The sequence below is a fragment of the Bradyrhizobium sp. genome (genome assembly GCF_035935975.1).
Taxonomy (GTDB): Bacteria; Pseudomonadota; Alphaproteobacteria; order Rhizobiales; family Xanthobacteraceae; genus Bradyrhizobium.
Map to the genome: position 1 here is coordinate 1 of NZ_DASYWN010000002.1, position 24,150 is coordinate 24,150.

Genomic DNA, 24,150 nt, shown 5'->3' on the forward strand with positions numbered 1-24,150 from the left:
TTGGGCCCACGGAGAGCATCCGCCCTGCCCTTAACCTCTCGCGCCCGACGCTGCCGCGTCCACCGCAAGCCCGGCTCGCGCATCGTGACGACAACATGATCGCCCCTCAAGGATGAGCCGGGATGGGCGATGGATACGACATTTCCGAATTTCGGTAAAGTGGAATATTTTTGAACGGGCTGATTGACGCCCTTTTGGGTGTTTTGCCCGACGGGTCACGCGATCTCGTAGCCCGGATGGAGCGAAGCGAAATCCGGGAAAGTGCCCGATGCCGGGCGAGCGGTCCCGGATTACGCTTCGCTCCATCCGGGCTACGGGACCGCCTATGCGTCTTCGACGCCCGCCTCGTCCGGCGTGAAATCGTACACCGAGCTGCAGAACTCACACGTCACGACGACCTTGTCGTCCTTGACCATGGCGGCGCGGTCATCGGGCGAAAAGCTCTTCAGCATGGAGGCGACCGCATCGCGCGAGCAGGAGCATTGCGCTTTCAACGAGAGCGGATTGAACACGCGCACGCCGCGTTCGTGGAAGAGACGGTAGAGCAGCCGCTCGCCGGACAGCTCCGGATCGATCAGCTCGACGTCCTCGACGGTCTCGATCAGCGAACGTGCCTCGACCCAGGCGTCGTCGTCCGCGACGGCATGGACCTCGACGCCATCAGGCGCATCGCCGGGATGCAGGTCGGCCTGCCGCGCGCGCTCGGGCGCCTTCGGCAGGAATTGCATCAGCATGCCGCCGGCGCGCCAGCGGTGCTTGCCGCCGTCGCTCGAGCGCCATTCCTCGCCGACCGCGAGACGCACCTTGGTCGGGATCTGCTCGGAGCGTAGGAAATATTCGTGGGCGGCCTCTTCCAGTCCGCCGCCATCGAGCGCGACCAGGCCCTGGTAGCGGCTCATGTCGGGGCCCTGGTCGATCGTCATGGCAAGATGGCCGCGGCCGAGCAGCGTGCCGGAATCTTTGGCATCACCGAGACGCGCAGCATCGAAGCGCGCATAGGCGCGCAGGCGATCGGGCGCCTGGTAGTCCACCACCAGGAACGACACCGGACCGTCGGTCTGGGCCTGCAGGATGAAGCGGCCCTCGAATTTCAGTGCCGAGCCGAGCAGCGTCGTCAGCACGATGGCCTCGCCGAGCAGCTTGCCCACCGGCGCAGGATAATCGTGCTTGGTCAGGATCTCGTCGAGCGCAGGGCCGAGCCGTACCAGGCGGCCACGCACGTCGAGCGCGTCGACCTCGTAGGGCAGCACAGCGTCATCGATGGGAACCGCTGATGGCGCGCGAACCGGGCCTTCGGGCCCGGTTTTCATGTCAGGGGATTGAAAAACCATGGCGCTTTATCTGGGGTCGGTCGATGCAAAATGAAAGAGGCACGCCCGCATTCCGTCGCGCGTGGAACGACGGGCTGCGTAGCCCGGATGCGGCTACTTCACCGCGTCGAAGCACCAGGCCAAAATACCCTTCTGCGCATGCAGGCGGTTCTCGGCCTCGTCGAACACGACCGATTGCGGGCCGTCGATCACCTCGTCGGTGACCTCCTCGCCGCGATGGGCCGGCAGGCAGTGCATGAACAGCGCGTCGGGCTTCGCCAGCGACATCAGCTTGGAATTGACCTGATAGGGCTTGAGCACGTTGTGGCGATGCTCGCCCTCCTTGTCGCCCATCGACACCCAGGTGTCGGTGACGACGCAGTCGGCGCCCTTCACGGCGGCCTCGGGATCGGTGCCGAGCACGATCGATGCGCCGGTGGCCTTGATGAAATCGCGCATCACCTTCTTCGGGGCGAGCTCCGGCGGGGTTGCGACATTGAGGTTGAACTTGAAGCGCTCGGCCGCATGGGCCCAGGACGCCAGCACGTTGTTGTCGTCGCCGGTCCAGGCCACCGTGCGACCCTCGATCGGGCCGCGATGCTCCTGATAGGTCATGAGGTCCGCCATCACCTGGCAGGGATGCGAGCGCCGCGTCAGGCCGTTGATGACGGGCACGGTCGCGTTGGCCGCGAGCTCGAGCAGCGCATCGTGGTTGAGGATGCGGATCATGATGGCATCGACATAGCGCGACAGCACGCGCGCGGTGTCGGCAATGGTCTCGCCGCGGCCGAGCTGCATCTCGGCACCGGTGAGCATGATGGGCTCGCCGCCGAGCTGGCGCATGGCGACGTCGAACGAGACGCGCGTCCGCGTCGAGGGACGCTCGAAGATCATCGCCAGCGTCTTGCCTTCGAGGGGCCTGACCGGCTGATGCGCCTTCTGCTTCGCCTTCATGGCGGAGGAGGCGTCGAGCATGCTCTTGAGCTCCGACAGCGGGAGCTCGTTGATGTCCAGGAAGTGCTTGGGAGACTTGCTCATCAGCTTGCCGCCCTCTTGTTGCCGGCAAGCGCAGTGCAGGCGCGCTCCAGCCGCCCGACGCTGTCCTCGATCTCGGCCTCGCTGACGATCAGGGGCGGCAGGAAACGCACGACATTGTCGCCGGCGCCGACCGTGAGCAGCTTTTCGTTGCGCAGCGCCGCGACGAGATCGCCGGACGGCACCACGGCCTTGATGCCGATCAGCAGCCCTTCGCCGCGGACTTCGCAGACGACATCGGGGTGGCGGTCGATGACGGAAGCGAGCTTCTGCTTGAGCAGCAGCGACATCTTCTGCACGTGGTCGAAGAAACCGGGCTTGAGCATGACGTCGAGCACGGCGTTCGCAGCCGAGATCGCCAGCGGATTGCCGCCGAAGGTCGAGCCGTGCGAGCCGGGGCCCATGCCTGACGCGGCATCCGCGGTCGCGAGGATCGCGCCGATCGGAAAGCCGCCGCCGAGCGCCTTTGCCAGCGACATCACGTCAGGGGTGACGCCGGTGCGCCGATGCGCGAACAGATCGCCGGTGCGACCCATGCCGGTCTGCACCTCGTCGAAGGCGAGCAGCAGGCCCTTCTCGTCGCAGAGCTGGCGCAGCGCCTTGAGGAACGCCGGCGTTGCCGAACGCACGCCGCCCTCGCCCTGGATCGGCTCGATCAGGATGCCGGCGGTCTGCGGACCGATCGCCTTCTTCACGGCCTCGATGTCACCATGCGGGACCTGGTCGAAACCGTCCATCGGCGGGCCAAAGCCTTCGAGATATTTTGCCGATCCCGTCGCGGCCAGCGTTGCCAGCGTGCGGCCGTGGAAGGCGCCTTCGAAGGTGATGATGCGGTAGCGCTCCGGATGTCCCTTGGAGAAGTGATGATGGCGGACCAGCTTGATCACGCCCTCGAGCGCTTCGGCGCCGGAATTGCAGAAGAACACGAAGTCCGCAAAGCTCTCGTTGCACAGGCGCGCGGCGAGCTTCTCGCCGTCAGGGCTCTGGAACAGGTTCGACATGTGCCAGAGCTTCGTCGCCTGCTCCTGCAACGCCTTGACCAGCGCGGGATGGGCATGGCCGAGCGCGTTCACCGCAACGCCGGAGGTAAAATCGAGATAGCGATCGCCGTTGGTCGCAATCAACCAGCAGCCTTCGCCGCGCTCGAAACCGAGGTCGGCCCTGGCGAAAACGGGGAGCAAATGCGGCGCTGCGCTGTTAGTCATGACGATCACTTGATGTTGCGGACGGCGTGAGCGTGCATTGCGCAACGCACCATCAACCGGCCCGGAAAACGAAACGTGCCGCCTTTTAAGGGCGGCACGTGTCGCTATCTTATGCCTGGTGAAACGGGTGTCAATGCCGCCCGAAAGCCTCGCGAAACGCAGATTCCGTAGTCTTGCGGTGCCGAATTAGCGTGGTTTTTGCCACGGAACATGTGGAAGCGAGTCGGCGGACTCTTGCGCGTGAGTCACGCCATATTGTAGCGTTTGGCTTGTCAGATACGACATCTCGTGCAGTGTTTCTGATCCTCTAAGTCCTCATGTACCGGCGTAAACGTTCGGGCGTTCCAGCTGCGCCCGGCGAGCCTTAAGGGATTCTGACGGCACGGGTTTTTCGAGGCTTAGGCATTCGCCGCCAGGCGCCAGGATGGCAGCCTTGCGGCGAGGGAGAGGGTGCAATGACGGTTTTGACCTGGTCCGACGATCGCGTCGAGCAGCTTAAAAAGCTCTGGGAGGCCGGACTTTCGGCCAGCCAGATTGCGGCCGAGCTCGGCAACGTGACCCGTAATGCCGTGATCGGCAAGGTGCACAGGCTCGGCCTGTCCGGCCGCGCCAAGAGCCCGTCATCGGCGGCTCCCCGGCCCCGCAAGGCGCGTCCGGCGCAGCACATGATGCGGGTGAGCCGGCCGATCGCGCGCGGCAACACCGCGCTGGCGCAGGCCTTCGAAGTCGAGGTCGAGGCCGAACCGGTCACCTACGACAACGTGGTGCCGATGAGCCAGCGGCTGTCGCTGCTGGAGCTGAACGAGGCGACCTGCCACTGGCCGGTCGGCGATCCCTCCAGCCCGGACTTCTTCTTCTGCGGCGGCAAGGCGCTCTCAGGCCTGCCCTATTGCGCCCAGCACTCACGCGTGGCGTATCAGCCCGCGGCGGATCGCCGCCGCGCACCGGCCAAGCCCGGCACGCGCTGAGCACGGCTTCAGACGACATCGTCCCGGCACACGGCTGGGACGACGATCGAGACATAAAAAAGCGCGCCAATTGGCGCGCTTTTTATTTGGCTTGCTTGCAGCTGTTTTTACGTCTGCTCAGCCTCTTTAAGTCTGCTCGGCCTTGGCAAAGCGGTCGTCGAGCGCGTAGCCGGCGCCGCGGACGGTGCGGATCGGATCCTGCTCGCGGCCGAGATTGAGCAGCTTGCGCAGGCGGCCGATATGCACGTCGACGGTGCGTTCGTCGATGTAGATGTCACGGCCCCAGACGCTGTCGAGCAGCTGCTCGCGCGAGAACACGCGGCCGGGATGCTCCAGGAAGAATTCGAGCAGGCGATATTCGGTCGGGCCGAGATCGATCGGCCGGCCCGAGCGCGCCACGCGGCGCTTGTCGCGATCGAGCTCGATGTCGCCATAAGCCAGGACGGTGGCGAGCCGCTCGGGGCTGGCGCGCCGCAAGAGGCCCTTCACGCGGGCCAGCAGCTCCGGCACCGAGAACGGCTTGACGATGTAGTCGTCGGCACCTGTCGCAAGACCGCGCACCCGCTCGCTCTCCTCGCCGCGCGCGGTGAGCATGATGATCGGGAGCTGCTTGGTCTCGGGCCGGGTCCGAAGACGCCGGCACAGCTCGATGCCGGAGAGTCCCGGCAGCATCCAGTCGAGCACGATCAGATCGGGGATATGCTCCTTGAGACGGGTGTCGGCATCGTCGCCGCGCATCACCGTCTCCACGTCATAGCCGTCGCCTTCGAGGTTGTAGCGAAGCAGCTCGGTGAGAGCTTCCTCGTCCTCAACCACCATAATGCGTGCGCCCATCGGGTCGTCGCTCCTTAAGTAATCAGGTATTCGGGACCGTCGTGGCGAAGGTCGTCATGTCGCCCTTCGGCCGCTTGTCGGTGATCGCCTGGCCCTCGATCATGTAGAACACGGTCTCGGCGATGTTGGTGGCGTGGTCGCCGATGCGCTCGATGTTCTTGGCGCAGAACATCAGATGGATGCAGAACGAGATGTTGCGCGGATCCTCCATCATGTAAGTGAGAAGCTCGCGGAACAGCGAGGTGCAGATGGCGTCGACTTCCTCGTCGCCCTTCCACACCGCCATCGCCGCCGGCAGATCGTGCGCGGCATAGGCGTCCAGCACCGACTTGACCTGCTGCTGCACGAGGTCGGTCATGTGCTCCAGGCCGCGGAACAGCTTCAGCGGATGGAAGTCGGCATCGAGCGCGGCGACGCGCTTGCCCATGTTCTTGGCGAGGTCGCCGATCCGCTCGAGATCGGTCGCGACGCGCATGGCGCCGACGATCTCGCGCAAATCGACCGCCATCGGCTGGCGGCGCGCGATGGTGAGCACGGCGCGCTCCTCGATCTTCTTCTGCAGCGCGTCGATATCGGCGTCGGCGGTGACGACGCGCTGGCCGAGCGGGACGTCGCGGCGGATCAGCGCGTCGACGGAATCGACGATCAAGCGTTCGGCGATGCCGCCCATCTCCGCGACCAGGCGGGTGAGTTCCTGGAGGTCGGTGTCGAAGGCCTTTGCGGTATGTTCAGAACCCATGTCCCGTCTCCTCAGCCGAACCGGCCGGTGATGTAATCCTGCGTGCGCCGGTCGGTCGGCGACGTGAAGATCTTGCTGGTGTCGTCGAACTCGATGAGCTCACCGAGATACATGAAGGCGGTCTTGTCGGAGACGCGCGCCGCCTGCTGCATGTTGTGGGTGACGATCGCGATCGTGTAGTTCTCGGACAGTTCCTGGATCAGCTCCTCGACCTTGGCGGTCGAGATCGGGTCGAGCGCCGAGCAGGGCTCGTCGAACAGGATCACCTCGGGGCGCACCGCGACGGTGCGGGCGATACAGAGGCGCTGCTGCTGGCCGCCGGAGAGCGACAGGCCGGAGGCGTTGAGCTTGTCCTTGACCTCGTTCCAAAGCGCGCCGCCGCGCAGCGCCTTCTCGACGCGATCGTCCATCTCCGACTTCGAGATCTTCTCATAGAGACGGATGCCGAAGGCGATGTTCTCGTAGATCGTCATCGGGAACGGCGTCGGCTTCTGGAACACCATGCCGACGCGGGCGCGCAGCAAATTGAGATCCAGCTTGGGGTCGAGGATGTTGGTCTGGTCGAGCATCAGCTGACCGGTGACGCGCTGGCCCGGATAGAGGTCGTACATGCGGTTGAAGATGCGCAGCAGGGTCGACTTGCCGCAGCCCGACGGACCGATGAACGCCGTCACCCGGTTGGTGCCGAGCGACAGGTTGATGTTCTTCAGCGCGTGGTGCTCGCCGTAATAGAAATTGAGGTTGCGCACCGTCACCTTGGCGGGCGCTTCCGGCAACGGCTGCGAGCCGGGCTGAACGGGCGTACTGACGGAAACAGACATTTCACTCATTTTGCAGTCCTCTCGGCGCTCAGAATGCGCGCGCCAATGTTCAGGGCAAGCACGGTCAACGTGATCAGCAGCGCACCGCTCCAGGCGAGCTGCTTCCAATAGGCGTAGGGGCTCTGGACGAAGTTGTTGATGGTCACCGGCAGGTTGGCCATCGTCTTGTTCAGGCTCAGGCTGAAGAACTGGTTCGACAGCGCGGTGAACAGCAGCGGCGCGGTCTCGCCGGCGACGCGGGCGGTGGCCAGCATCACGCCGGTGATGAGGCCCGAGCGGGCCGCACGATAGGCGATCCGCTTGATCACCAGCGAGCGCGGCAGGCCGAGGGCGGAGGCGGCCTCGCGCAATGCGTTCGGCACCAGCAGCAGCATGTCCTCGGTCGTGCGCAGCACCACCGGGATGACGATCACGGCGAGCGCGAGGGAGCCTGCGATCGCCGAGAAACCACGCATCGGCACCACCACCGCGCCATAGATGAACAGGCCGATGATGATCGAAGGCGCCGACAGCAGGATGTCGTTGATGAAACGGATCACCGAGGTCAGCTTGTCGTTGCGGCCGTACTCGGCGAGATAGGTGCCGGCGAACAGACCGAGCGGCGCGCCGATGCCGACGCCGAGCACGGTCATGATCAGCGAGCCGATGATGGCATTGCGCAGGCCGCCTTCGGTCGAGCCCGGAGGCGGAGTATCAGCGACGAACAGATCGAGGTTCAGGCCTGCCAGCCCGTTGTAGAGCAGCGTCAGCAGGATCAGCGCCAGCCAGGTGACGCCGAAGGCGGCGGCGGCGAGGCACAACGCACGGATCACGATGTCCATGCGGCGGCGGCGTGCGTAAATCGGGTTCATGTCACTTCCCCGCCTTCTTTTCGAGACGCAGCAGCATCAGCCGCGCGGCCGCGAGCACGAAGAACGTCAGTACGAACAGCAACAGGCCAAGCAGGATCAGGCCGGACTGGTGCAGGCCGTCGCTCTCGGCGAACTCGGAGGCGATCGCCGCCGAGATCGTGGTGCCGGGCGCGAAGATCGACGACGAGATGCGGAACGAGTTGCCGATGATGAAGGTCACCGCCATGGTCTCGCCGAGCGCGCGGCCGAGCGCCAGCATGACACCGCCGATGACGCCGACGCGGGTGTAGGGGATCACCACGCTGCGGACGACTTCCCAGGTGGTGCAGCCGACGCCGTAGGCGGCTTCCTTCAGCACCGGCGGCACCGTCTTGAACACGTCGACCGAGATCGAGGTGATGAAGGGCAGCACCATGATGGCGAGGATCAGCGCGGCGTTGAACAGGCTGAGATAGGACGGGGGACCCGCGAAGATCGCGCCCAGCACCGGGATGCCGTCGAAGATCTTGATCATGAAGGGCTGGAACGTGTTGGCGAGGAACGGACCCAGCACGAAGAAGCCCCACATGCCGTAGATGATCGAGGGGATGCCGGCGAGCAGCTCGATCGCCATGCCGATCGGGCGGCGCGCCCATTGCGGGCAGAGCTCGGTGAGGAAGATGGCGATGCCGAGACCAACCGGAATGGCGATCATCATCGCGATGAACGAGGTCACCAGCGTGCCGTAGATCGGTCCGAGCGCGCCGAGCACGGGAGGATCTGCCGACGGCGCCCAGCGCTGCGTCCACAGGAAGGAGAACCCGTATTCCTTCATCGCCGGGAAGGCACCGACGATCAGCGACACGATGATGCCGCCGAGGATCAGCAGCACGGAGATCGCGCTGAGACGCGTGATCCAGTAAAATGTGAGGTCGCCGACTTTGAACGCGCTCAACGCCTTGGCGCGGTCATACGGTCCGGCGTCGTCGACGATATCGCTCTGAACGGCCATCTCTGCCACGCCGATCCCCTGTACTGACTATAAGTCTTTTTAAATCGCTGTCTTGTTTTTGGTCTGATGCCCCGGATGCGGCACGTTGCTGATCCGGGGCAGAGTTCTTGTGGGTCCCGGCCCTGCGGAGCAGCACCAAGTGCTGCACCGCGTCCGGGACACGAGAGAAGAGCTTAGCTCTTGATGTCGGCCGACCAGGTCTTCTCGATCAGCTTCACGACGCTCTCGGGCATCGGGATGTAGTCGAGCTCTTCGGCAGCCTTGGCGCCGTTCTTGAACGCCCAGGTGAAGAACTTGAGGGCTTCCTTCGACGCCGCCTTATCAGCCGGCTCCTTGTGCATCAGGATGAAGGTCGCAGCGGTGATCGGCCAGGACTTGTCGCCGGGCTGGTCGGTCAGGATGACGTAGTAGCCGGGAGCCTTGGCCCAGTCGGCGTTGGAAGCGGCCGCCTGGAAGGCTTCGACGGTCGGCTGGACCGGCTTGCCGGACTTGTTGACGAGGCCGGTGTAGGTCAGCTTGTTCTGCTTGGCATAGGCGTACTCGACATAGCCGATCGAGTTCTTGGTCTGGCTGATGTTGCCCGACACGCCTTCGTTGCCCTTGGCGCCGACGCCAACCGGCCACTCGACGGCGGTACCCTCACCGACCTTGCTCTTCCAGTCGGCGCTGGCCTTGGAGAGATAGTTGGTGAAGTTGAAGGTGGTGCCCGAACCGTCCGAACGGCGGACCACGGTGATCGCGTCCGACGGCAGCTTCACGCTCGGATTGAGCTTCTTGATCGCGGCGTCGTCCCACTTGGTGATCTTGCCGAGATAGATGCCGGCCAGGGTCTCGCCGTCGAACACCAGTTCGCCAGCCTTGACGCCCTCGATGTTGACGACGGGGACGATCGCGCCCATCACCATCGGCCACTGGACGAGGCCGTCCTTCTCGAGCTGCTCGGCCTTGAGCGGCGCGTCGCTGGCGCCGAAGGTCACGGTCTTGGCCTGGATCTGCTTGATGCCGCCGCCGGAACCGATCGACTGGTAGTTCAGACCGTTGCCGGTCTCCTTCTTGTAGGCGTCAGCCCACTTCGAATAGATCGGGAACGGGAAGGTCGCACCGGCTCCCGTGATGTCGGCAGCAAAGGCCGCCGTCGTCGTTGCGGCGACCAAGCCGGCAGCGACGATCGTTTTGATGAAATTCATGCTGGTCTCCATACAGGGGAACGAAGCGCCGTCCGCGCCCGATCGCGCTCCCCGCGCCGCACCCTTTAGGAGCGGTCGGCTGTGCTTTTACGAAGGTTTCGTGACAGTCGGATGACACCATCAAGCGATTGAAATCGCTTGGAATTTAGCCCGAGACGGGAGCCTTGGCCTGGGGAAAACAGGCGGTGAAAGTGGCGCCCTGCCGCGGCACGCTTTCGATCAAAAGCCGGCCGCGATGACGGTTAAGGATATGTTTCACCAGCGATAATCCGAGCCCGGTTCCCCCCTGCGAGCGGCTGTCGCCGACATCGACCCGGTAGAACCGCTCGGTCAGCCGCGGCAGGTGCTCGGGCGCGATGCCGGGACCGAAATCGCGCACCATGACCCGGATTTCCTGAGTTCCATCAGTAGTCGCCGGGGTGGTCAGCGACACGATGACACGCCCGCCCGAGGCGCCGTATTTAAGCGCGTTCTCGATCAGGTTTTCGAACAGGCGGAGCAGCTCCTCGCGGTCGCCGGCGATCATCACCGGCGGTTCCGGCAGATGGATCTCGACCTCGACCTGGCGTTCCCGGGCGAGCGGCTCGAGCCCATCGGCGACCTGGCGGATGATCGGCAGCAGGTCCACCAGGGTGTCCGGCCGCACATGGGCCGACAGTTCGACGCGCGACAACGAGAGCAGGTCGTCGATCAGGCGCGCCATGCGGGTGGCCTGGTTGTGCATGATGCCGAGGAAGCGCTCGCGCGCCTTCGGATCGTCCTTGGCCTGGCCCTGCAGGGTGTCGATGAAGCCGGACAGCGCGGCCAGCGGCGTGCGCAGCTCGTGGCTGGCATTGGCGACGAAGTCGGCGCGCATCTCCTCGACCCGGCGCAGCGGCGTCTGGTCGTGGAAGGTCATCAGCATGCATTTGTCGGCGCCGCCGAACGAGGTCGGCACCGGCACCGGCGTGATGATCAGCTCCATCCAGCGGTCGACCGGAACATGATCGAGATAGGTCGCGCGCCGCGGCTCGGTGGTCGCGATCGACTCGCGCAGCGCCGTGATGATCTCCGGCGAGCGCAATGCGAACTGGGCGAGCTCGTTCCGCCGCAGCGCCGGTGCGAGCTGGGCGGCTGCCGCGTTGAGATGGATGACGCGGCCGGCGCGGTCGAGCAGCACCGCGGGATCCGGCATGCCGGCGACGACCGCGGCCACCGCCGCGCTCTCGACCGGGTTGATGCGCCGGACATCGTCGCGCGAGGCGGCCGCATCATGCAGGCGCCAGGGGATCAGCGCCGCGGCGGCGATGCAGAGGAACACGGCGATGGCGTGCAGCGCCGACAATTCGCCGAGCGAGACCACGATCGACAGCGCCAGCGCCGCGGCGATCAGGATGATCGTCGAGTGCCGCAGCCGGTCGGACCAGGGCTGCGCGGTAGCCGAAGAAGGGGCGTCGATCGCCATCGGGGCGGGCTTCTCCTAGGGGCTGCGCCGTCAGGCGCCGCTGTCGCTGCGCTCTCTCACATAGGCGGCTTCAGGCGCCGGGCCGGGGTCGAGCTTGAGCGCCGCCTGCTGCAAACGCTTCGATCGGGCGCCTATGATAACCTCGCGAAACGTCAGCAAGATTACAGAGATGACGAAGGGGGACAGATAATAGAGGACGCGGAACAGCAGCATGCCGCCGAGCAATTCCTCCCGGTCCATCTGCCAGAGGCCGACCAGCATGGCGGCGTCGAACACGCCGAGGCCGCCGGGCGAGTGGCTGGCAAAGCCGAGCAAGGTGGCCGAGACGAAGATCACCGCGACCACGACGAAGCCGAGATTGGGCTCGTCCGGAACCAGCACGTACATCGCCAGCGCGCAGAAGCCGAGATCGACGATCCCGATCGCGATCTGGAGCAGCGTCAGCGGGCCGCCGGGCAGCACCACGGTCCAGGGACCGCGGCCGACCACCCGCGGCTGGGTCCAGACCCAGACCACATAGGCGACCAGCGCGACGATGATCATCATCGCCAGCGTCCGGTTCAGCCAGGGCGGGAGTTGGTCGATCGAGGCCGCGGCCTCCGGATGATAGGAGATGCCGAGACCGAGCACGGCGGCATTGCCGAGCCAGAAGGTCAGGCCGGCGAGGAAGCAGATCTTTGCGACGTCGATCGCGTTCAGGCCGTAGGCCGAATAGATGCGATAGCGCACCGCGCCGCCGGTGAAGACGCTGGCGCCGACATTGTGGCCGATCGAATAGCTGGTGAAGGCGGCGAGCGCGTTGATGCGGTAGGGCACATGGGAGTGGCCGATCGCACGCACGGCGAACAGATCGTAGAAGGTCAGGGTGAAATAGCCCGCCGCGACGAACAGCGCCGCCATCGCGATCTGGCGCGGCTCGGTGCTCTTGATCGCTTCGAGGACTTCGTTGAAGTCGATGCCGCGCAGCATGTGGTAGAGCACATAGCAAGCGATGCCGATGACCGCGACGCTGATCACAACTCCCAGCTTATGCAGGATTTGCTTCTGGCGCAGAAACGTCATCGCCCTGCGTATGGCTTCCAGCATCTAAACCTCGAACAACGCTTCAGCGGCCGGGGTGGCCGGCGAACAGGCGAACAACGCACTGGCACTCAACGAACCCTCGCCGTCGGCTCCGGCATCGCGCATGCCCCCCGTCCTTCCACTAGCGCGTTTTGGGGCCGAGTGGAATTCGCCAATTGGAACAAAAACTCGTGCCTTCAATGTTTTAGGCAGGTTGCGGGCTCCTGAAGCACGGTTTGGCGCTTTCGGCGGCAAGACTTGACGCGAATCTCCATGGCAATCCTGCGCAAGTGCCATGAAGTTTTGATGATTTCGGCCGCTCAATGTTCCGTCACGCCTTAAGCCGAAATCAATCTATGGGCCGCCCCCGCTTGTTGAAAGAGGGGGGAGACGGATCGTTCGGGGGCGGATTCTCGATGTGCGGGCAGGCCGGGGCGGGACGCCGCCTTCCGGGCGCCCCCAGCCGCCGATGCGGTGGCCTCCGCGCTTCGGGGCCGTATAATTGAGCGCCTCGGCAGAGACTACCTGTGGTTATCTCTTCGCCCTTCCTCCGAGCCGCTTTCAATCGACGCGTTTCTCCGGAGAATGAGCCTTGCCGGCTGCCGATAACTCATTTCGTGTCGGCGGCCGTCATTTCACGCAAAAATCTCATTATCAAAGGGGGGAGACTATGAAGGTCCTGCTGGGCGCATTGATTGCCGTGACTGTCCTCGCCGCCACTTCTGCCGGCGCCAGAGAACGCAACGACAGTCCTCATTCGCAGGCGTGCATGGCCAAGAACGGCTTCAATCTCGACATGTGGCGCGCGCACTCGGCCGGCACCGACGCACAGGTCCTGCGGTATATCCAGTGTCGGGACGGGGTATCGGCGGCGGAGGCCAAGGCCATCGGCATCCGCGACCACAATTTCAGCGCGGGCTTTCGCTGAACCGATCGCAGCGCGAGGTGCCCTGGCCGCAAGGTCAGGGCACCTCGCCTCGCATTCGACCTCCGTCTGGTCGTGTCCTCGCATCAAGCAGCGAGTTGCGGACGCACCGCCTCGATACCGGCGATCCAGCCGGCCACCGAGCGGCCGATCGCCTCGGGGTGATCCTCCTGAAGGAAGTGCAGCCCGGGTCCGAGGCGGACCAGAGCGCAATGCTTCAGCGAGGCGGCAAAGCGCTGGGCGAATTCCGGGGCGACGAGCGCACCCGGCGTGCCCGAGAACAGCAGCTTTGGATAGGACGACGCGGCCAGTGCGTCGTGTGCGGATTGCAGCGTCTCATAGACATCGGCAGGCTCGCCTGCGATCGGAAGCTCGCGGGGAAGGGCGAGAACGGGGCGGCGGCTCTCCGGTGTCGGGAATGGCGCGCGGTAAGGCGCCATCTCATCGTCGCCGAGCTTGCGCACGATGCCGCCGGGCAGCACGCGTTCGACGAAGGCATTGGCCTCGAGGATCATGGCTTCGCCGTCGCCCGGCGTCCTGAATTTGCGGAATACGGCCCTCGCCGCCTCGGCGTGGTCCTGCTCCTCCGCGACCTCGGTGGCGTGAAAGTCCTGCCAGGTCGGCATCGGGCGGATGAACTCCATGAAGGCGAGGCCGCGCACGAAGTCCGGCCGGCGCGCGGCGAGGTGAAACGCCAGCGCGGTACCCCAGTCCTGCGCGACGAGATAGGCCGAGGGGATGCCGAGCTCGTCGATCAATGCATCGAGATAGCGGACGTGATCGCCAAAGCGGTAGGCGATGTCGGGCTTGCCGGACTGACCGAAGCCGATCAGATCGGGCGCGATGCAATGCGCGACCGGTGCGACCAGCGGCAGGATGTTGCGCCAGATGTGCGACGAGGTGGGATTGCCGTGCAGGAACAGCGCGACGGGGGCTTCCTGCGGGCCCGTTCCGCGATAAGCCATGCTGCTTCCGAGGACGAACGCGTTGCGGATCTCGATCTGCCTGGTCATGTCGGCTCCCTGAACACGGTTTTGAAGGCGATGGTCTTGAAGCGTTCGAGCGCGCTGGGATTGCGGTCGACTTTCATGCGCAGGATCGCGCCCTGCCAGGACGCGAGCAGGAAGTCGGCAAGCTCCTCGGGCGCGAAATCGGTTGCGATCTCGCCGCGCGCCTGTGCTTCCGCGATGCAGGCCGCGAACGGCACGCGCCATTCGGCAAAGATCTCGGTGAGGCGCGCGCGCAGCAGCTCGCTGCTGCCTGATGCCTCCAGGCTGAGGTCGCCGATCAGGCATCCGCGACCATAGCCATCGGCCTCGAGACGGCCGGTGATGATGTCGAGATAGCGCCGCAGCCGCGCGCGCGGCGTCAGCGATGTGTCCTCGAGGGCCTCCGCAACCAGTCCCCGCGTGACGTCGAAATAACGGTCGAGCACCTCGGAGGCGAACGCCTCCTTGGAGCGGAAATGGTTGGTGAAGGACCCCTGCGGCGCGCCAGCGGCAGCGGTGACGTCGCGCACGCTGGTGCCGTGATAGCCGGTGCGGAACATGACCTTCAGGCCGGCATCGAGGATGGCGTCTTTGAGAGAGGGTTTTGGCATGAATGAAATAATACGTACGTACGTATTATTGTCAAGCACACTCTGATCGCTCGGCGATCTTCTTACCAATCAGCTCGTTATCGCCGTTTCGGATTGAAGTCTGAGCAGATGAGCCGCGCCTAGCGCCCCGATAGCGGTGCGTTCCCTCCCCCCTTGCGGGATGGCCGCCTCACTTCACCTCACTCGCGCGAAGGGCTCAGCCGACGGGCTGGCTCCGCGACACCACCCAATAGCGCAGCCAGGCGCCGATGGTACAGCCGACGAGGTAGCACGCGAACATGATCAATCCGAGGTCGAGCCAGTAGCCGAACCGGCCCGGCACCACATGCGCGAACGAGGCCGCGACCAGTCCCGCCGCCAGCAAGGCGAGCCAGCGCGCGGTGACCTTCGAGGTGCCGTTGCCGCGCTGGACCACCGAGATCCAGCCCATGCAAAAGCCCAGCAGCAGCGAGCCGATCAGCCAGCCCATGTGAAACGAGACGAGATAGGGCATCGTCACCTCACCAGAAATTCGATGCGGCGGTTCTGCGCCTTGCCGTCGTCGGTGTCGTTGCCGGCGACCGGCTGCGTGGCGCCGTAGCCGACCGCGGTGAAGCGGTTGGCCGGCAGGCCGGCCTTGACCAGGTAATCGATCACCGCCTGCGCGCGCTTCTCGGAAAGCGCCTGGTTGAAGGAATCCTCGCCGTCGGCATCGGTATGGCCGGCGACCTCGATATTGGTGGTGGGGCAACGCAGCGCCGTCTCGATCAGGTGATCGAGAATGCCGGCGGAATCCGGATCGATGTCGGCGCGCTTGGCGGCGAAGCGGATCTTGCCCTTGTTCAGCAGCTCCGTGAACAATTGCTGGCAGACCGTGCCGTCGACTGGACCCGCCGCGGGCTTCACCGTGATCTCCGGCTTGTACACCCAGTTCTTTGGAAAATCCTTGCCGAGGCCGGCGCGGATGTCGTTGGCGGCGCCCTCGTAGAGCGCATCGCCCGACAGCTTCACCTCGCGGTCGGACACCACGAGCGTGCCGGTCGACAGCCGCGACAGCCCGCCGAGCGCTGCGACCACGGCGGTGTTGAAGGAGGCGGGTGCGCCGACGCTGGCCTTGAGATTGTCGACCACCTTCTCGGTGAAGAATTTTCGCGAGGCGCTGGTTGCGATCGCCGCGTGCACATTGTTGTCGGGCACGTAGCCGGTCAGCGTCACCGTGGCGGCGACGGGATCCTTGTAGGCCTGGAAGATGTAGGGCGGCGCCTTGATGTCATTGGCGGCGATGGTGAAACCCGCCGGCAAATTCTTCAGCGCCGCGGCAATCGCCTCGCGGCCGCCGAGGTCGCGCGCCATGCCCGACAGATTGATCTGGGTGTCGGAGATCGTGATCTTGCCGTCCTTGAGCTTGCCGATCTGGTCGAGCAGCAGCATCGCAGCCGCCTCGAAACGCGGCGGCGCGCCGCGGGCCAAACGCATCTGATCGGCCACCTCGACGCCGCCGACCTCCTTGCGGGCCGCCTCGGTCAGGCGGGCCTTCATCGACGGCAGCGGCGCGGAGCCTGACAGCGTCACCCGGACCACGTCGCGCTCGGCGTTCCAGACGAACGGCTTTGCCTCGGGAACCAGGCGGGTGCGGTCATCGACCAGGCGCACGCCGGGAACGAGTTCGACCGCCATGACGGCGTCGCGGCGGCCCTCCTCGGAAAAGGCCTCCGCGGCCAGGCCGACGTCGCGGCCGTCCACGGCGATCCGGGTCTTGTCCAGGACGGTGTCCTTGAGGGCGGCCGTGCTGCGGGCGGACAGGTCGGCCTCGACCGGCAAGGTGTTATTCCAGGCCGCAAATCCCCACATGACGGCCAGGGGGATCAACCCCGGCCACCATTTGCTGGCCCACCTGAAAAGCATCTGCATTCGACGACCCGAACTCTGGAACCGGAGACAAAACAAACCCTTGGCGGGCTGTCAAACCGGAAATGACGCCCTTCCAAAGGCCCGGCGTGGACAATTGGAATAACTTTTTCTTCAAGGGTAGGTCCGTAAGTTGGGGGCGGAATGCCAGGGGTCGGCCTGCCGGACATGAAACAACTCCGCAACAACGTCATCCGCGCCGGGCTGGGAGCACTCTATTTCAGCGGGGCGCACCACCTCTTGCGCCCGCTTCTGTCGGGCGTCGGCGCCATTTTCATGCTGCACCACGTGCGGCCGGCCCGTGAGGGTGCGTTCCAGCCGAACCGGCATCTCGAAGTCACCCCCGAATTCCTGCGCGCGACGCTGAGCCATCTGCGCTCGCGCGCCATCGACATCGTCAGCATGGACGAGCTGCATGAGCGGCTGGTGCAGGGCCGGTTCGCCCGCCGCTTCGCCGCCTTCACGCTCGACGACGGCTATCGCGACAACCTCGACTATGCGCTGCCGGTGCTGCGCGAATTTGACGCGCCGCTGTCGGTCTATGTCGCCAGCGATTTCGCCGAAGGCACCGGGCGGCTGTGGTGGGCGGCGCTGGAGGCCGTGATCGCGAAGGCCGAGCAGGTCGAGGTGCAGATCGGCAATTCCGAGCTGCGGCTCGATGCGACGACGCCGGCCGCAAAGCAGGCGGCATTCGACCGCCTGCACGACTGGCTCCGTTCGCTGCCGGGCGAGCATGATCTTGCACGCGAGATCGCCGCGCTCTGCGCCCGGCACGGCATCGACATGGAAGCGCTGTGCCGCGGCCTCTGCCTGTCCTGGGACGGCGTGAAGCAGCTCGCCGCAGATCCGCTGGTGACGATCGGCGCGCATACCATCAGCCATTGCAATCTCGCCAAGCAGAGCGAGGACGCCGCCGCGCAGGAGATGGCGGTGAGCCGGGCGCGGATCGAGACCGCGCTGGAACGTCCGGTGATGCATCTGGCCTATCCCTATGGCGACCGCGAGTCCGCCGGCGATCGCGAATTTGCCCTGGCCGCGTCCGCCGGATTCAAGACCGCGGTGACGACGCGCCCCGGCATGCTGTTCGCAGAGAACGCCGGCCACATGACCGCGCTGCCGCGCGTTTCGCTCAACGGCAATTACCAGGACGCGCGGATCCTGCCGGTGCTGACCTCGGGCGCGGCGACTGCGATGTGGAACGGCTTTCGCCGGATCGCGGCGGCCTGATCCATCCGCGCACTCCGTCCTCATCCTGAGGAGCGCTCCAAAGGAGCGCGTCTCGAAGGATGGCCGCCCGCATCCTTCGAGACGCGCTGACGCGCTCCTCAGGATGAGGGCGGAGTTGGCAGCGCCTTCCTTGACTCCCCCTGCCGCCCCGCTCACAACGGGCGCCAACCAAGGGAGGCACCATGTTCAACGATCTGTTCTCGCTCAAAGGCCGCGTCGCGGTCGTGACCGGCGGCTCGCGCGGCATCGGCAAGATGATCGCGGCGGGTTTCCTCGCGCAGGGCGCGGCGAAGGTCTACATCACCGCGCGCAAGGCGGGCCCGTGCGAGGCGACGGCGCAAGAGCTTTCGAGCCAGTATAGCGGCGAGTGCATCGCGCTGCCGATCGACATCTCGACGGTCGAAGGCTGCGACAAGTTGGCCTCCGAAATCATCAAGCTGGAGCCGAAGCTCGACATCCTCGTCAACAATGCGGGCGCGGCCTGGGGCGCGGAGTTCGACGAATTCCCCGAAAGCGGCTGGGACAAGGTGATGGACCTCAACGTCAAGTCGCTGTTCTTCCTGACCAAGGCGCTGGCTAAGCCGCTGCGCGCGGCGGCCTCGCACGAGCGGCCGGCCAAGGTCATCAACATCGCCTCGGTCGACGGCATCTTCGTCAATCCGAGCGAGACCTATTCCTACGCCGCCAGCAAGGCAGCCGTGATCCATCTGACGCGGCGCATGGCGACGAAGCTGATCAAGGACAACATCAACGTCACCGCGATCGCGCCGGGCGCGTTCAAGTCCGACATGAACCGCGCCGCCCGCGACCACGCCGACGAGGTCGCCAAGCGCATTCCGGCACGGCGCATCGGCACCGACGAGGACATGGCGGGCGTTGCGATCTACCTCGCCTCGCGGGCCGGCGATTACGTGGTGGGCAACACCATCGCGGTGGATGGCGGCGTGGTGTACGCGAATGCGGGGCTGGAGATCGCGGGGTAGGCGGAGGGTCGTGACAGCCGCGCTCGCGTACGAAGCTACGGCGCGGCGCTCATCCCACCCTCGCTGTCATGCCCCGGCTTGACCGGGGCATCCAGTACGCCGCGGCGTCTCGATTGATCTCTGCGGCCTCTGGAATACTGGATCACCCGCTTTCGCGGGTGATGACGCCGTTTGTGTCGCGTGGCTGTCGCGCCTCGCCGGCAGCCTTTACGACTCGATCTTCACGTACTCGAAATCGCCCGGCTTGTTGTCGATGCCGACCTTCGGCGGCGAGATCCACGAGGCGAACTTGCCGGTTTCGGTGACGGGTTGCATCAACGAGGTGATGAAGTCGCCGTCGGCGGTCGAGGGCAGCCAGTCGTCCCTGCGCTTGGCCCAGGTCGCGTCGTCGATCAGGATGCCGTCGGGCGTCGCATGCACGTCCTTGAACTCGCCGATGTGGCGGTGGAAGGCGACGTTCGGCAGCTTGAGCTGGAAGTCATAGCCGGCGGTCGAGATCACCTTGTTCCAGCGCAGCATGCCCTTGACGCAATCCTGGCTGTAATCGTCGCGCAGGCGCATGTTGAGCGCGGTCAGCGCCGGCTCGTCGACCAGCTTGATCTCGCCGTTGATGAACTTGAGCACCGGATAGGTGGCGTTCTTGAGCTGGTGGTCGTCGTCGATCTGGGTCTCGTGATAGCGGCCCTTGATGCCGGTGTTGAAGGCGTTGGCCGCGTTGGTCGAGACTTCCGAGCCGAACAGATCAAGCGACAGCGTGTAGTGCAGGTTCAGCTTCTTCTGGATGGTCGGAAGATCAATCACGCCGAGCGCGCGAACCTTGGCGATGTCGGTGGGATCGGTGATGCCGGCCTCGCGCATCGCATCGCAGGTGCGCTGCACGACGCGGGTGATGCCGGTCTCGCCGACGAACATGTGGTGCGCTTCTTCCGTGAGCATGAAGCGGCAGGTGCGCGACAGCGGATCGAAACCCGATTGCGCCAGCGAGTGCAGCTGCATCTTGCCGTCGCGGTCGGTGAAATAGGTGAACATGAAGAAGGACAGCCAGTCCGGCGTCGCCTCGTTGAAGGCGCCGAGCATGCGCGGCGCGTCGGCATCGCCGGAGCGGCGGCGGAGCAAATCGTCGGCTTCCTCGCGGCCGTCGCGGCCGAAATATTTCTGCAGCAGATAGACCATCGCCCAGAGGTGGCGGCCTTCCTCGACGTTGACCTGGAACAGATTGCGCATGTCGTAGAGCGAGGGCGCGGTCTTGCCGAGATGGCGCTGCTGCTCGACCGAGGCCGGCTCGGTGTCGCCCTGGATCACGATCAGGCGGCGCAGCATGGCGCGATATTCACCGGGGACTTCCTGCCAGGCCGGCTCGCCATAGTGCTCGCCGAACGGAACGACGCGGTTCTCTTCCTGCGGCGCAAGCAGGATGCCCCAGCGATATTCGGGCATGCGGACATAGTCGAACTTGGCCCAGCCGCGCGGATCGACGGAGTAGGCGGTGCGCAGATAGACGAGCGATTCCTGGAAGCCTTCCGGCCCCATGTCGCTCCACCAGTCCATGTAGCCGGGATGCCAGCCTTCCAGCGCCTTCAGCACCTGGCGGTCTTCGGCGAGATTCACGTTGTTCGGAATCTTGGTCGAGTAGTCGACGTTCATGATGTTCATGTTCATGGCCGTGCTCCTTGCGATCTCTCGTGTCCCGGACACAGTGCGGCGCGAAGTGCCGCACTGCTGAGCCGGGACCTATTGTTCGGTCCGTCTGGGTCCCGGTTCTGCGTCGCACCGCTTCGCGCTGCGCCGCGCCCGGGACAAGAAAGTCGTCAAACCCGCGTCATATCGAATTTCGGCTTCTGTCCGCTGCCGTAGCGGCGCAGCGCGCCTTCCTCGCCGACCGCGTTGGGGCGCTGGAAGATCCAGTTCTGCCAGGCGGTGAGGCGCGCGAAGATTTTTGACTCCATCGTCTCGGGGCCGACGAAGCGCAGGCTCGCTTCCATGCCGGTGAGGCTGTCGGGCGAGAAGCTGGCGCGTTCTTCGAGGAACACGCGGACCTCGTCGTCCCAGTCGATGTCGTCGAGTGCGAAGGTGACGAGGCCGAGCTCTTCGGCCTGCTCGGCATCGAGCGCGGTGCCCAGCGTGGCTTCTGCGCGCTCGACATCGGCCGGGTCGGCCTGGAAGCGCGATTCCAGCCGCGTCAGGCCGTGGCTCATCGGGTACGGGCCAAAGTTCATCGCGGAGAGTTCGATCGACGGCGGCGGCTGGTTGTCGCCCTGGCGCGTGCCGATCAGCATGTAGGAGCGGTCGGCGGCGAAGACGAGCTCGGCGAGCGTGCCGGCGAAGCACGAGCCGGGCTCGACCAGCGTCACCAGCGTGCGCGAGGTGACGTCGATGCGCTTGAGCACACGCTTCCAGTAATGCCTGATTTCGTTGACCAGCCAGTGCGCCTTGTTGGCTTCGAGGAAGGCGTCGGACGCGAGCACATGGGCGCGGTCGCCGTGGCTCTTGAACACCAGCATCGCGATCTCGAGCTCGTTGATGCGCAGGTGCAGGATGGCGTCGTCCAGCTCGCGCGCCACCTGCAGCGGCCAGAACGAGGCGCCTTGCGCCATCATGCCGTCGATGTCGGCCGGCGGCGCCGCCTCGGGCGCCTTGATCGAGATGGTGGCGATGCGGGCGGCGCGATCGATGTCGACGCTGACGAAGCCGTAATGAATGCTGGTCTCGCCGATGACGCGCTTGAGCGGCGTCAGCGCGATACCCTTACCGCTCGCGGCGCGCTTCGACTTTCCGGCGAATTCCTTGGCGCGCTCGACGATCCTGGCCTCGAGCTTCGAGTTCGGCGCGATCTCGTCGACGAGACGCCATTGCACGGCGCGCTTGCCCTTCACGCCTTCCTCGATGGTGCAGAAGAAGTCGGCGTGGTCGCGGCGCACCTTGCGCTTGTCGACGACACGGGTGAGGCCGCCGGTGCCCGGCAGCACCGCGAGCAGCGGCACTTCGGGCAGCGCCACGGCAGAGGAGCCGTCATCCGCGAGGATGATGTGGTCGGTCGCGAGCGCCAGCTCATAGCCGCCGCCGGCGGCCGAGCCGTTCACCACGGTGATGAAGCGCTGGCCGGAATTCTCGGAGGAGTCTTCCATGCCGTTGCGGGTCTCGTTGGTGAACTTGCAGAAATTGACCTTGTGGGCGTGCGTCGAGCCCGCGAGCATGCGGATGTTGGCGCCGGCGCAGAACACGCGGTTCTTGGCCGAGCGCATCACCACGACCTTCACTTCCGGGTGCTCGAAGCGCAGGCGCTGGATCACGTCGGCGAGCTCGATGTCGACGCCGAGATCGTAGGAATTGAGCTTGAGCAGGTAGCCCTCGAACAGGCCGCCGTTCTCGTCCACATCCATGGTCAGCGTCGCGACATCGCCCTCGACCGCGAGCTTCCAGTGCCGGTAGCGGGACGATTCGGTCTGGAAATCGATGAATGTCGCGCCGCCTGCGAGGCGCCGATCTTCCCCGGCCATGGGCCACCCTTGAGCTTGATTAGTGTTCTGGCGTTTACCGTTAGATGCACAATAGTGCATCTTTTGGAAGGAGTCTAGCCCTTAACCGCCCATGCATGCACTTTGTTTCATGCAGACGGCTGGGTCCGCACAATAGCGCTGAGCGCAATCCAGTCGGCCTTGGAGAGCTGGGGACGGCCGAGCTTGGCCTGGAGCAGCGCGTTGAGCGCGGGAATCGGGAAGCTCTCGACAAAGCCGTCGCCGCCGGCCGCCGCCTTGCGCGCGCTCAGGATACGAAGCTCGGCCTGGGCGTCGCCGAACAGGCGCGCGGCCGAATGCGCCCGCTGCATCCGCAGCCGCAAATTGGCATTGGAGACGAGAATGCAGGCGCGCAGCAGGATGCGCTCGCGGCCGCCTTGCGGCGCTGCGGCCCACACCGCCTCCAGCACCTCCTGCGATTCCCAGAAATAGCCGCGGTCGTTGAGCGCCAGGCCGTAGCGCAGCGCCGGATGGCGCGCCGGCACGTAGCCGCGGAAGGCCGAGGGCACCAGCGCCTTGGCCATGTCCAGCGTCTCGTAATCGGCATCGACCCCGCCGGTCTCGCCCGGCACATAGGCCCAGCGCGGCCACGGCAATTGGCCATTCGCATGTGAAGGCACATTCATGGGTGTGCCTCCGCATGGTCATGCGGCGTGTCCCTGGAGTCCCTGATCGTCGCGCAGGGCCGCTCTTGCAAATTGCTCAATCGCGTCAAGCGTCGCCCCCGGCGCTTCACGATGCGGGGAATGGCCCGCGTCTGAAATAATTTTCAAATCTACCGGACAGTAACACTCTTCCTGGGCAATTTCGACCTGTCGCAAGGTCCCATATTGGTCACCCTCGCCCTGCACGACCAGGATGGGAACGCGGACATAGGCCAGATATTCCGAAATATCCCAGTCGCGGAATTTGGGATCGAGCCAGGCGCGGTTCCAGCCATAGAAAGCGTTGTCGACGTCCTTGTGCCAGCGCGCCAGTTTTGTCTTTAGGTCGGTGGTCTCGAAGGTCGTCTTGATCGCGGCGATGGATTTCACCGAGATGTCCTCGACGATGAAATGCGGCGCCATCAGCACGAGGCCCTGCAGCCGGTGATCCTGATGCGCGCCGGCATAGATCGTCGCGATCGAGGCGCCGTCGGAATGGCCGAGCAAAAGGCCACGCTTGAAACCGATCGCGTCGAGAATCTTCGGCAGCACGTCGAGCGCCTCGCGCTGCATGTAATCGAGCGGGCGCGGCAGCGTCGCCGGACTCGACTGGCCGTAGCCTGCGCGCGAATAGACGAAGATGCCGGCGCCGGTGGCCTCTCGCAGCTTCTCCGGAAAATCGCCCCAGAGGCCGACCGAGCCGAGGCCTTCATGCAGCATGACGATGGTCGGCGCGTCGGCGGATGCGGGCGCGAGCCATTTGTATTCGAGGCTCGCCGTGCCGATGCTGAGGAAGCCGGTGGGGGTGAGGTTGGTCATGCTGTCACTCTTCTTCGATCGCGCCGTAAGAACGAGATAGGTCCGCTTGCTCAGTCGCTCCCTCCCCCAAGGGGGGAGGGAGCGCAGCGGAGCTTGCCGCGGC

At 65.2% G+C, this 24,150-nt stretch carries 23 protein-coding genes; 4 read left to right on the top strand and 19 right to left on the bottom strand.

What is annotated here, in order from left to right:
* Positions 1 to 323 precede the first annotated feature (323 nt).
* From VGR99_RS00070 to VGR99_RS00080, 3 genes are all read right to left on the bottom strand, one after another.
* Positions 324 to 1,331, bottom strand: a complete 1,008-nt coding sequence (locus VGR99_RS00070; RefSeq protein WP_326896251.1) for an Hsp33 family molecular chaperone — start codon at positions 1,329 to 1,331, stop codon at positions 324 to 326.
* 93 nt (positions 1,332 to 1,424) lie between these two features.
* Positions 1,425 to 2,348 carry an ornithine carbamoyltransferase gene (argF, locus tag VGR99_RS00075; RefSeq protein WP_326896252.1) on the bottom strand — a complete coding sequence of 308 codons (924 nt, stop codon included), beginning with the start codon at positions 2,346 to 2,348 and terminating at the stop codon, positions 1,425 to 1,427.
* Entirely contained in the window at positions 2,348 to 3,550 is a 1,203-nt protein-coding gene (locus tag VGR99_RS00080) for an aspartate aminotransferase family protein (RefSeq protein WP_326896253.1), read from the bottom strand. The genes argF and VGR99_RS00080 overlap by 1 nt, the downstream gene beginning before the upstream one ends.
* A gap of 455 nt (positions 3,551 to 4,005) precedes the next feature.
* Here VGR99_RS00080 and VGR99_RS00085 point away from each other — a divergent pair, with 455 nt between their 5' ends.
* Positions 4,006 to 4,518 carry a GcrA family cell cycle regulator gene (locus VGR99_RS00085; protein ID WP_018644522.1) on the top strand — a complete coding sequence of 171 codons (513 nt, stop codon included), beginning with the start codon at positions 4,006 to 4,008 and terminating at the stop codon, positions 4,516 to 4,518.
* 126 nt (positions 4,519 to 4,644) lie between these two features.
* On the opposite strand, the gene phoB is transcribed toward VGR99_RS00085, so the two are convergent.
* The 8 genes from phoB to VGR99_RS00125 all read right to left on the bottom strand — a co-directional run bounded on the left by phoB (position 4,645) and on the right by VGR99_RS00125 (position 12,471).
* Positions 4,645 to 5,352: a phosphate regulon transcriptional regulator PhoB gene (gene phoB, locus VGR99_RS00090; RefSeq protein WP_008143479.1), complete on the bottom strand. Its 708-nt coding sequence runs from the start codon at positions 5,350 to 5,352 to the stop codon at positions 4,645 to 4,647.
* Between the two features lie 22 nt (positions 5,353 to 5,374).
* Positions 5,375 to 6,091: a phosphate signaling complex protein PhoU gene (gene phoU / locus VGR99_RS00095; RefSeq protein WP_326896254.1), complete on the bottom strand. Its 717-nt coding sequence runs from the start codon at positions 6,089 to 6,091 to the stop codon at positions 5,375 to 5,377.
* Between the two features lie 11 nt (positions 6,092 to 6,102).
* The gene (pstB, locus tag VGR99_RS00100) at positions 6,103 to 6,921 is read right to left on the bottom strand and encodes a phosphate ABC transporter ATP-binding protein PstB (RefSeq protein WP_326896256.1); all 819 of its coding nucleotides are present in this window, start codon (positions 6,919 to 6,921) and stop codon (positions 6,103 to 6,105) included.
* Positions 6,918 to 7,763, bottom strand: coding sequence for a phosphate ABC transporter permease PstA (gene pstA / locus VGR99_RS00105; protein WP_326896257.1), 846 nt, complete (start codon positions 7,761 to 7,763; stop codon positions 6,918 to 6,920). Before pstA ends, pstB begins: the two co-directional genes overlap by 4 nt.
* Before the next feature lies 1 nt (position 7,764).
* Positions 7,765 to 8,754: a phosphate ABC transporter permease subunit PstC gene (pstC, locus tag VGR99_RS00110; protein ID WP_326896301.1), complete on the bottom strand. Its 990-nt coding sequence runs from the start codon at positions 8,752 to 8,754 to the stop codon at positions 7,765 to 7,767.
* A 173-nt stretch (positions 8,755 to 8,927) separates the two neighbouring features.
* Positions 8,928 to 9,941, bottom strand: a complete 1,014-nt coding sequence (pstS, locus tag VGR99_RS00115; protein WP_326896258.1) for a phosphate ABC transporter substrate-binding protein PstS — start codon at positions 9,939 to 9,941, stop codon at positions 8,928 to 8,930.
* Positions 9,942 to 10,086: 145 nt separating this feature from the next.
* Positions 10,087 to 11,385 carry an ATP-binding protein gene (locus tag VGR99_RS00120; RefSeq protein WP_326896259.1) on the bottom strand — a complete coding sequence of 433 codons (1,299 nt, stop codon included), beginning with the start codon at positions 11,383 to 11,385 and terminating at the stop codon, positions 10,087 to 10,089.
* A gap of 30 nt (positions 11,386 to 11,415) precedes the next feature.
* A complete protein-coding gene (locus tag VGR99_RS00125) occupies positions 11,416 to 12,471 on the bottom strand; it encodes a lysylphosphatidylglycerol synthase domain-containing protein (RefSeq protein ID WP_326896260.1) in 1,056 nt (351 codons plus the stop codon).
* Positions 12,472 to 13,117: 646 nt separating this feature from the next.
* Here VGR99_RS00125 and VGR99_RS00130 point away from each other — a divergent pair.
* Positions 13,118 to 13,375, top strand: a complete 258-nt coding sequence (locus tag VGR99_RS00130) for a hypothetical protein (RefSeq protein ID WP_326896261.1) — start codon at positions 13,118 to 13,120, stop codon at positions 13,373 to 13,375.
* An 83-nt stretch (positions 13,376 to 13,458) separates the two neighbouring features.
* Here VGR99_RS00130 and VGR99_RS00135 read toward each other — a convergent pair whose 3' ends face one another.
* From VGR99_RS00135 to VGR99_RS00150, 4 genes are all read right to left on the bottom strand, one after another.
* Positions 13,459 to 14,385 (bottom strand): haloalkane dehalogenase, encoded by a 927-nt coding sequence (locus tag VGR99_RS00135; protein ID WP_326896263.1) that lies wholly within the window; start codon positions 14,383 to 14,385, stop codon positions 13,459 to 13,461.
* Entirely contained in the window at positions 14,382 to 14,972 is a 591-nt protein-coding gene (locus tag VGR99_RS00140) for a TetR/AcrR family transcriptional regulator (RefSeq protein ID WP_326896264.1), read from the bottom strand. The genes VGR99_RS00135 and VGR99_RS00140 overlap by 4 nt, the downstream gene beginning before the upstream one ends.
* 196 nt (positions 14,973 to 15,168) lie before the next feature.
* Entirely contained in the window at positions 15,169 to 15,465 is a 297-nt protein-coding gene (locus tag VGR99_RS00145; protein WP_326896265.1) for a hypothetical protein, read from the bottom strand.
* Positions 15,466 to 15,467: 2 nt separating this feature from the next.
* Entirely contained in the window at positions 15,468 to 16,862 is a 1,395-nt protein-coding gene (locus tag VGR99_RS00150) for an OmpA family protein (RefSeq protein WP_326896266.1), read from the bottom strand.
* Between the two features lie 165 nt (positions 16,863 to 17,027).
* Between VGR99_RS00150 and VGR99_RS00155 the strand changes: the two genes are divergently transcribed.
* The gene (locus tag VGR99_RS00155) at positions 17,028 to 18,086 is read left to right on the top strand and encodes a polysaccharide deacetylase family protein (protein WP_326896267.1); all 1,059 of its coding nucleotides are present in this window, start codon (positions 17,028 to 17,030) and stop codon (positions 18,084 to 18,086) included.
* Positions 18,087 to 18,268: 182 nt separating this feature from the next.
* Positions 18,269 to 19,069, top strand: coding sequence for an SDR family oxidoreductase (locus tag VGR99_RS00160; protein WP_326896268.1), 801 nt, complete (start codon positions 18,269 to 18,271; stop codon positions 19,067 to 19,069).
* A gap of 207 nt (positions 19,070 to 19,276) precedes the next feature.
* On the opposite strand, the gene boxB is transcribed toward VGR99_RS00160, so the two are convergent.
* The 4 genes from boxB to VGR99_RS00180 all read right to left on the bottom strand — a co-directional run bounded on the left by boxB (position 19,277) and on the right by VGR99_RS00180 (position 24,047).
* Entirely contained in the window at positions 19,277 to 20,728 is a 1,452-nt protein-coding gene (boxB, locus tag VGR99_RS00165) for a benzoyl-CoA 2,3-epoxidase subunit BoxB (protein WP_326896269.1), read from the bottom strand.
* A gap of 149 nt (positions 20,729 to 20,877) precedes the next feature.
* Positions 20,878 to 22,566: a 2,3-epoxybenzoyl-CoA dihydrolase gene (boxC, locus tag VGR99_RS00170; RefSeq protein ID WP_326896270.1), complete on the bottom strand. Its 1,689-nt coding sequence runs from the start codon at positions 22,564 to 22,566 to the stop codon at positions 20,878 to 20,880.
* Between the two features lie 107 nt (positions 22,567 to 22,673).
* Entirely contained in the window at positions 22,674 to 23,210 is a 537-nt protein-coding gene (locus VGR99_RS00175; protein ID WP_326896271.1) for a DUF309 domain-containing protein, read from the bottom strand.
* A gap of 18 nt (positions 23,211 to 23,228) precedes the next feature.
* Positions 23,229 to 24,047, bottom strand: a complete 819-nt coding sequence (locus VGR99_RS00180; RefSeq protein WP_326896272.1) for an alpha/beta hydrolase — start codon at positions 24,045 to 24,047, stop codon at positions 23,229 to 23,231.
* Positions 24,048 to 24,150: the final 103 nt, after the last annotated feature.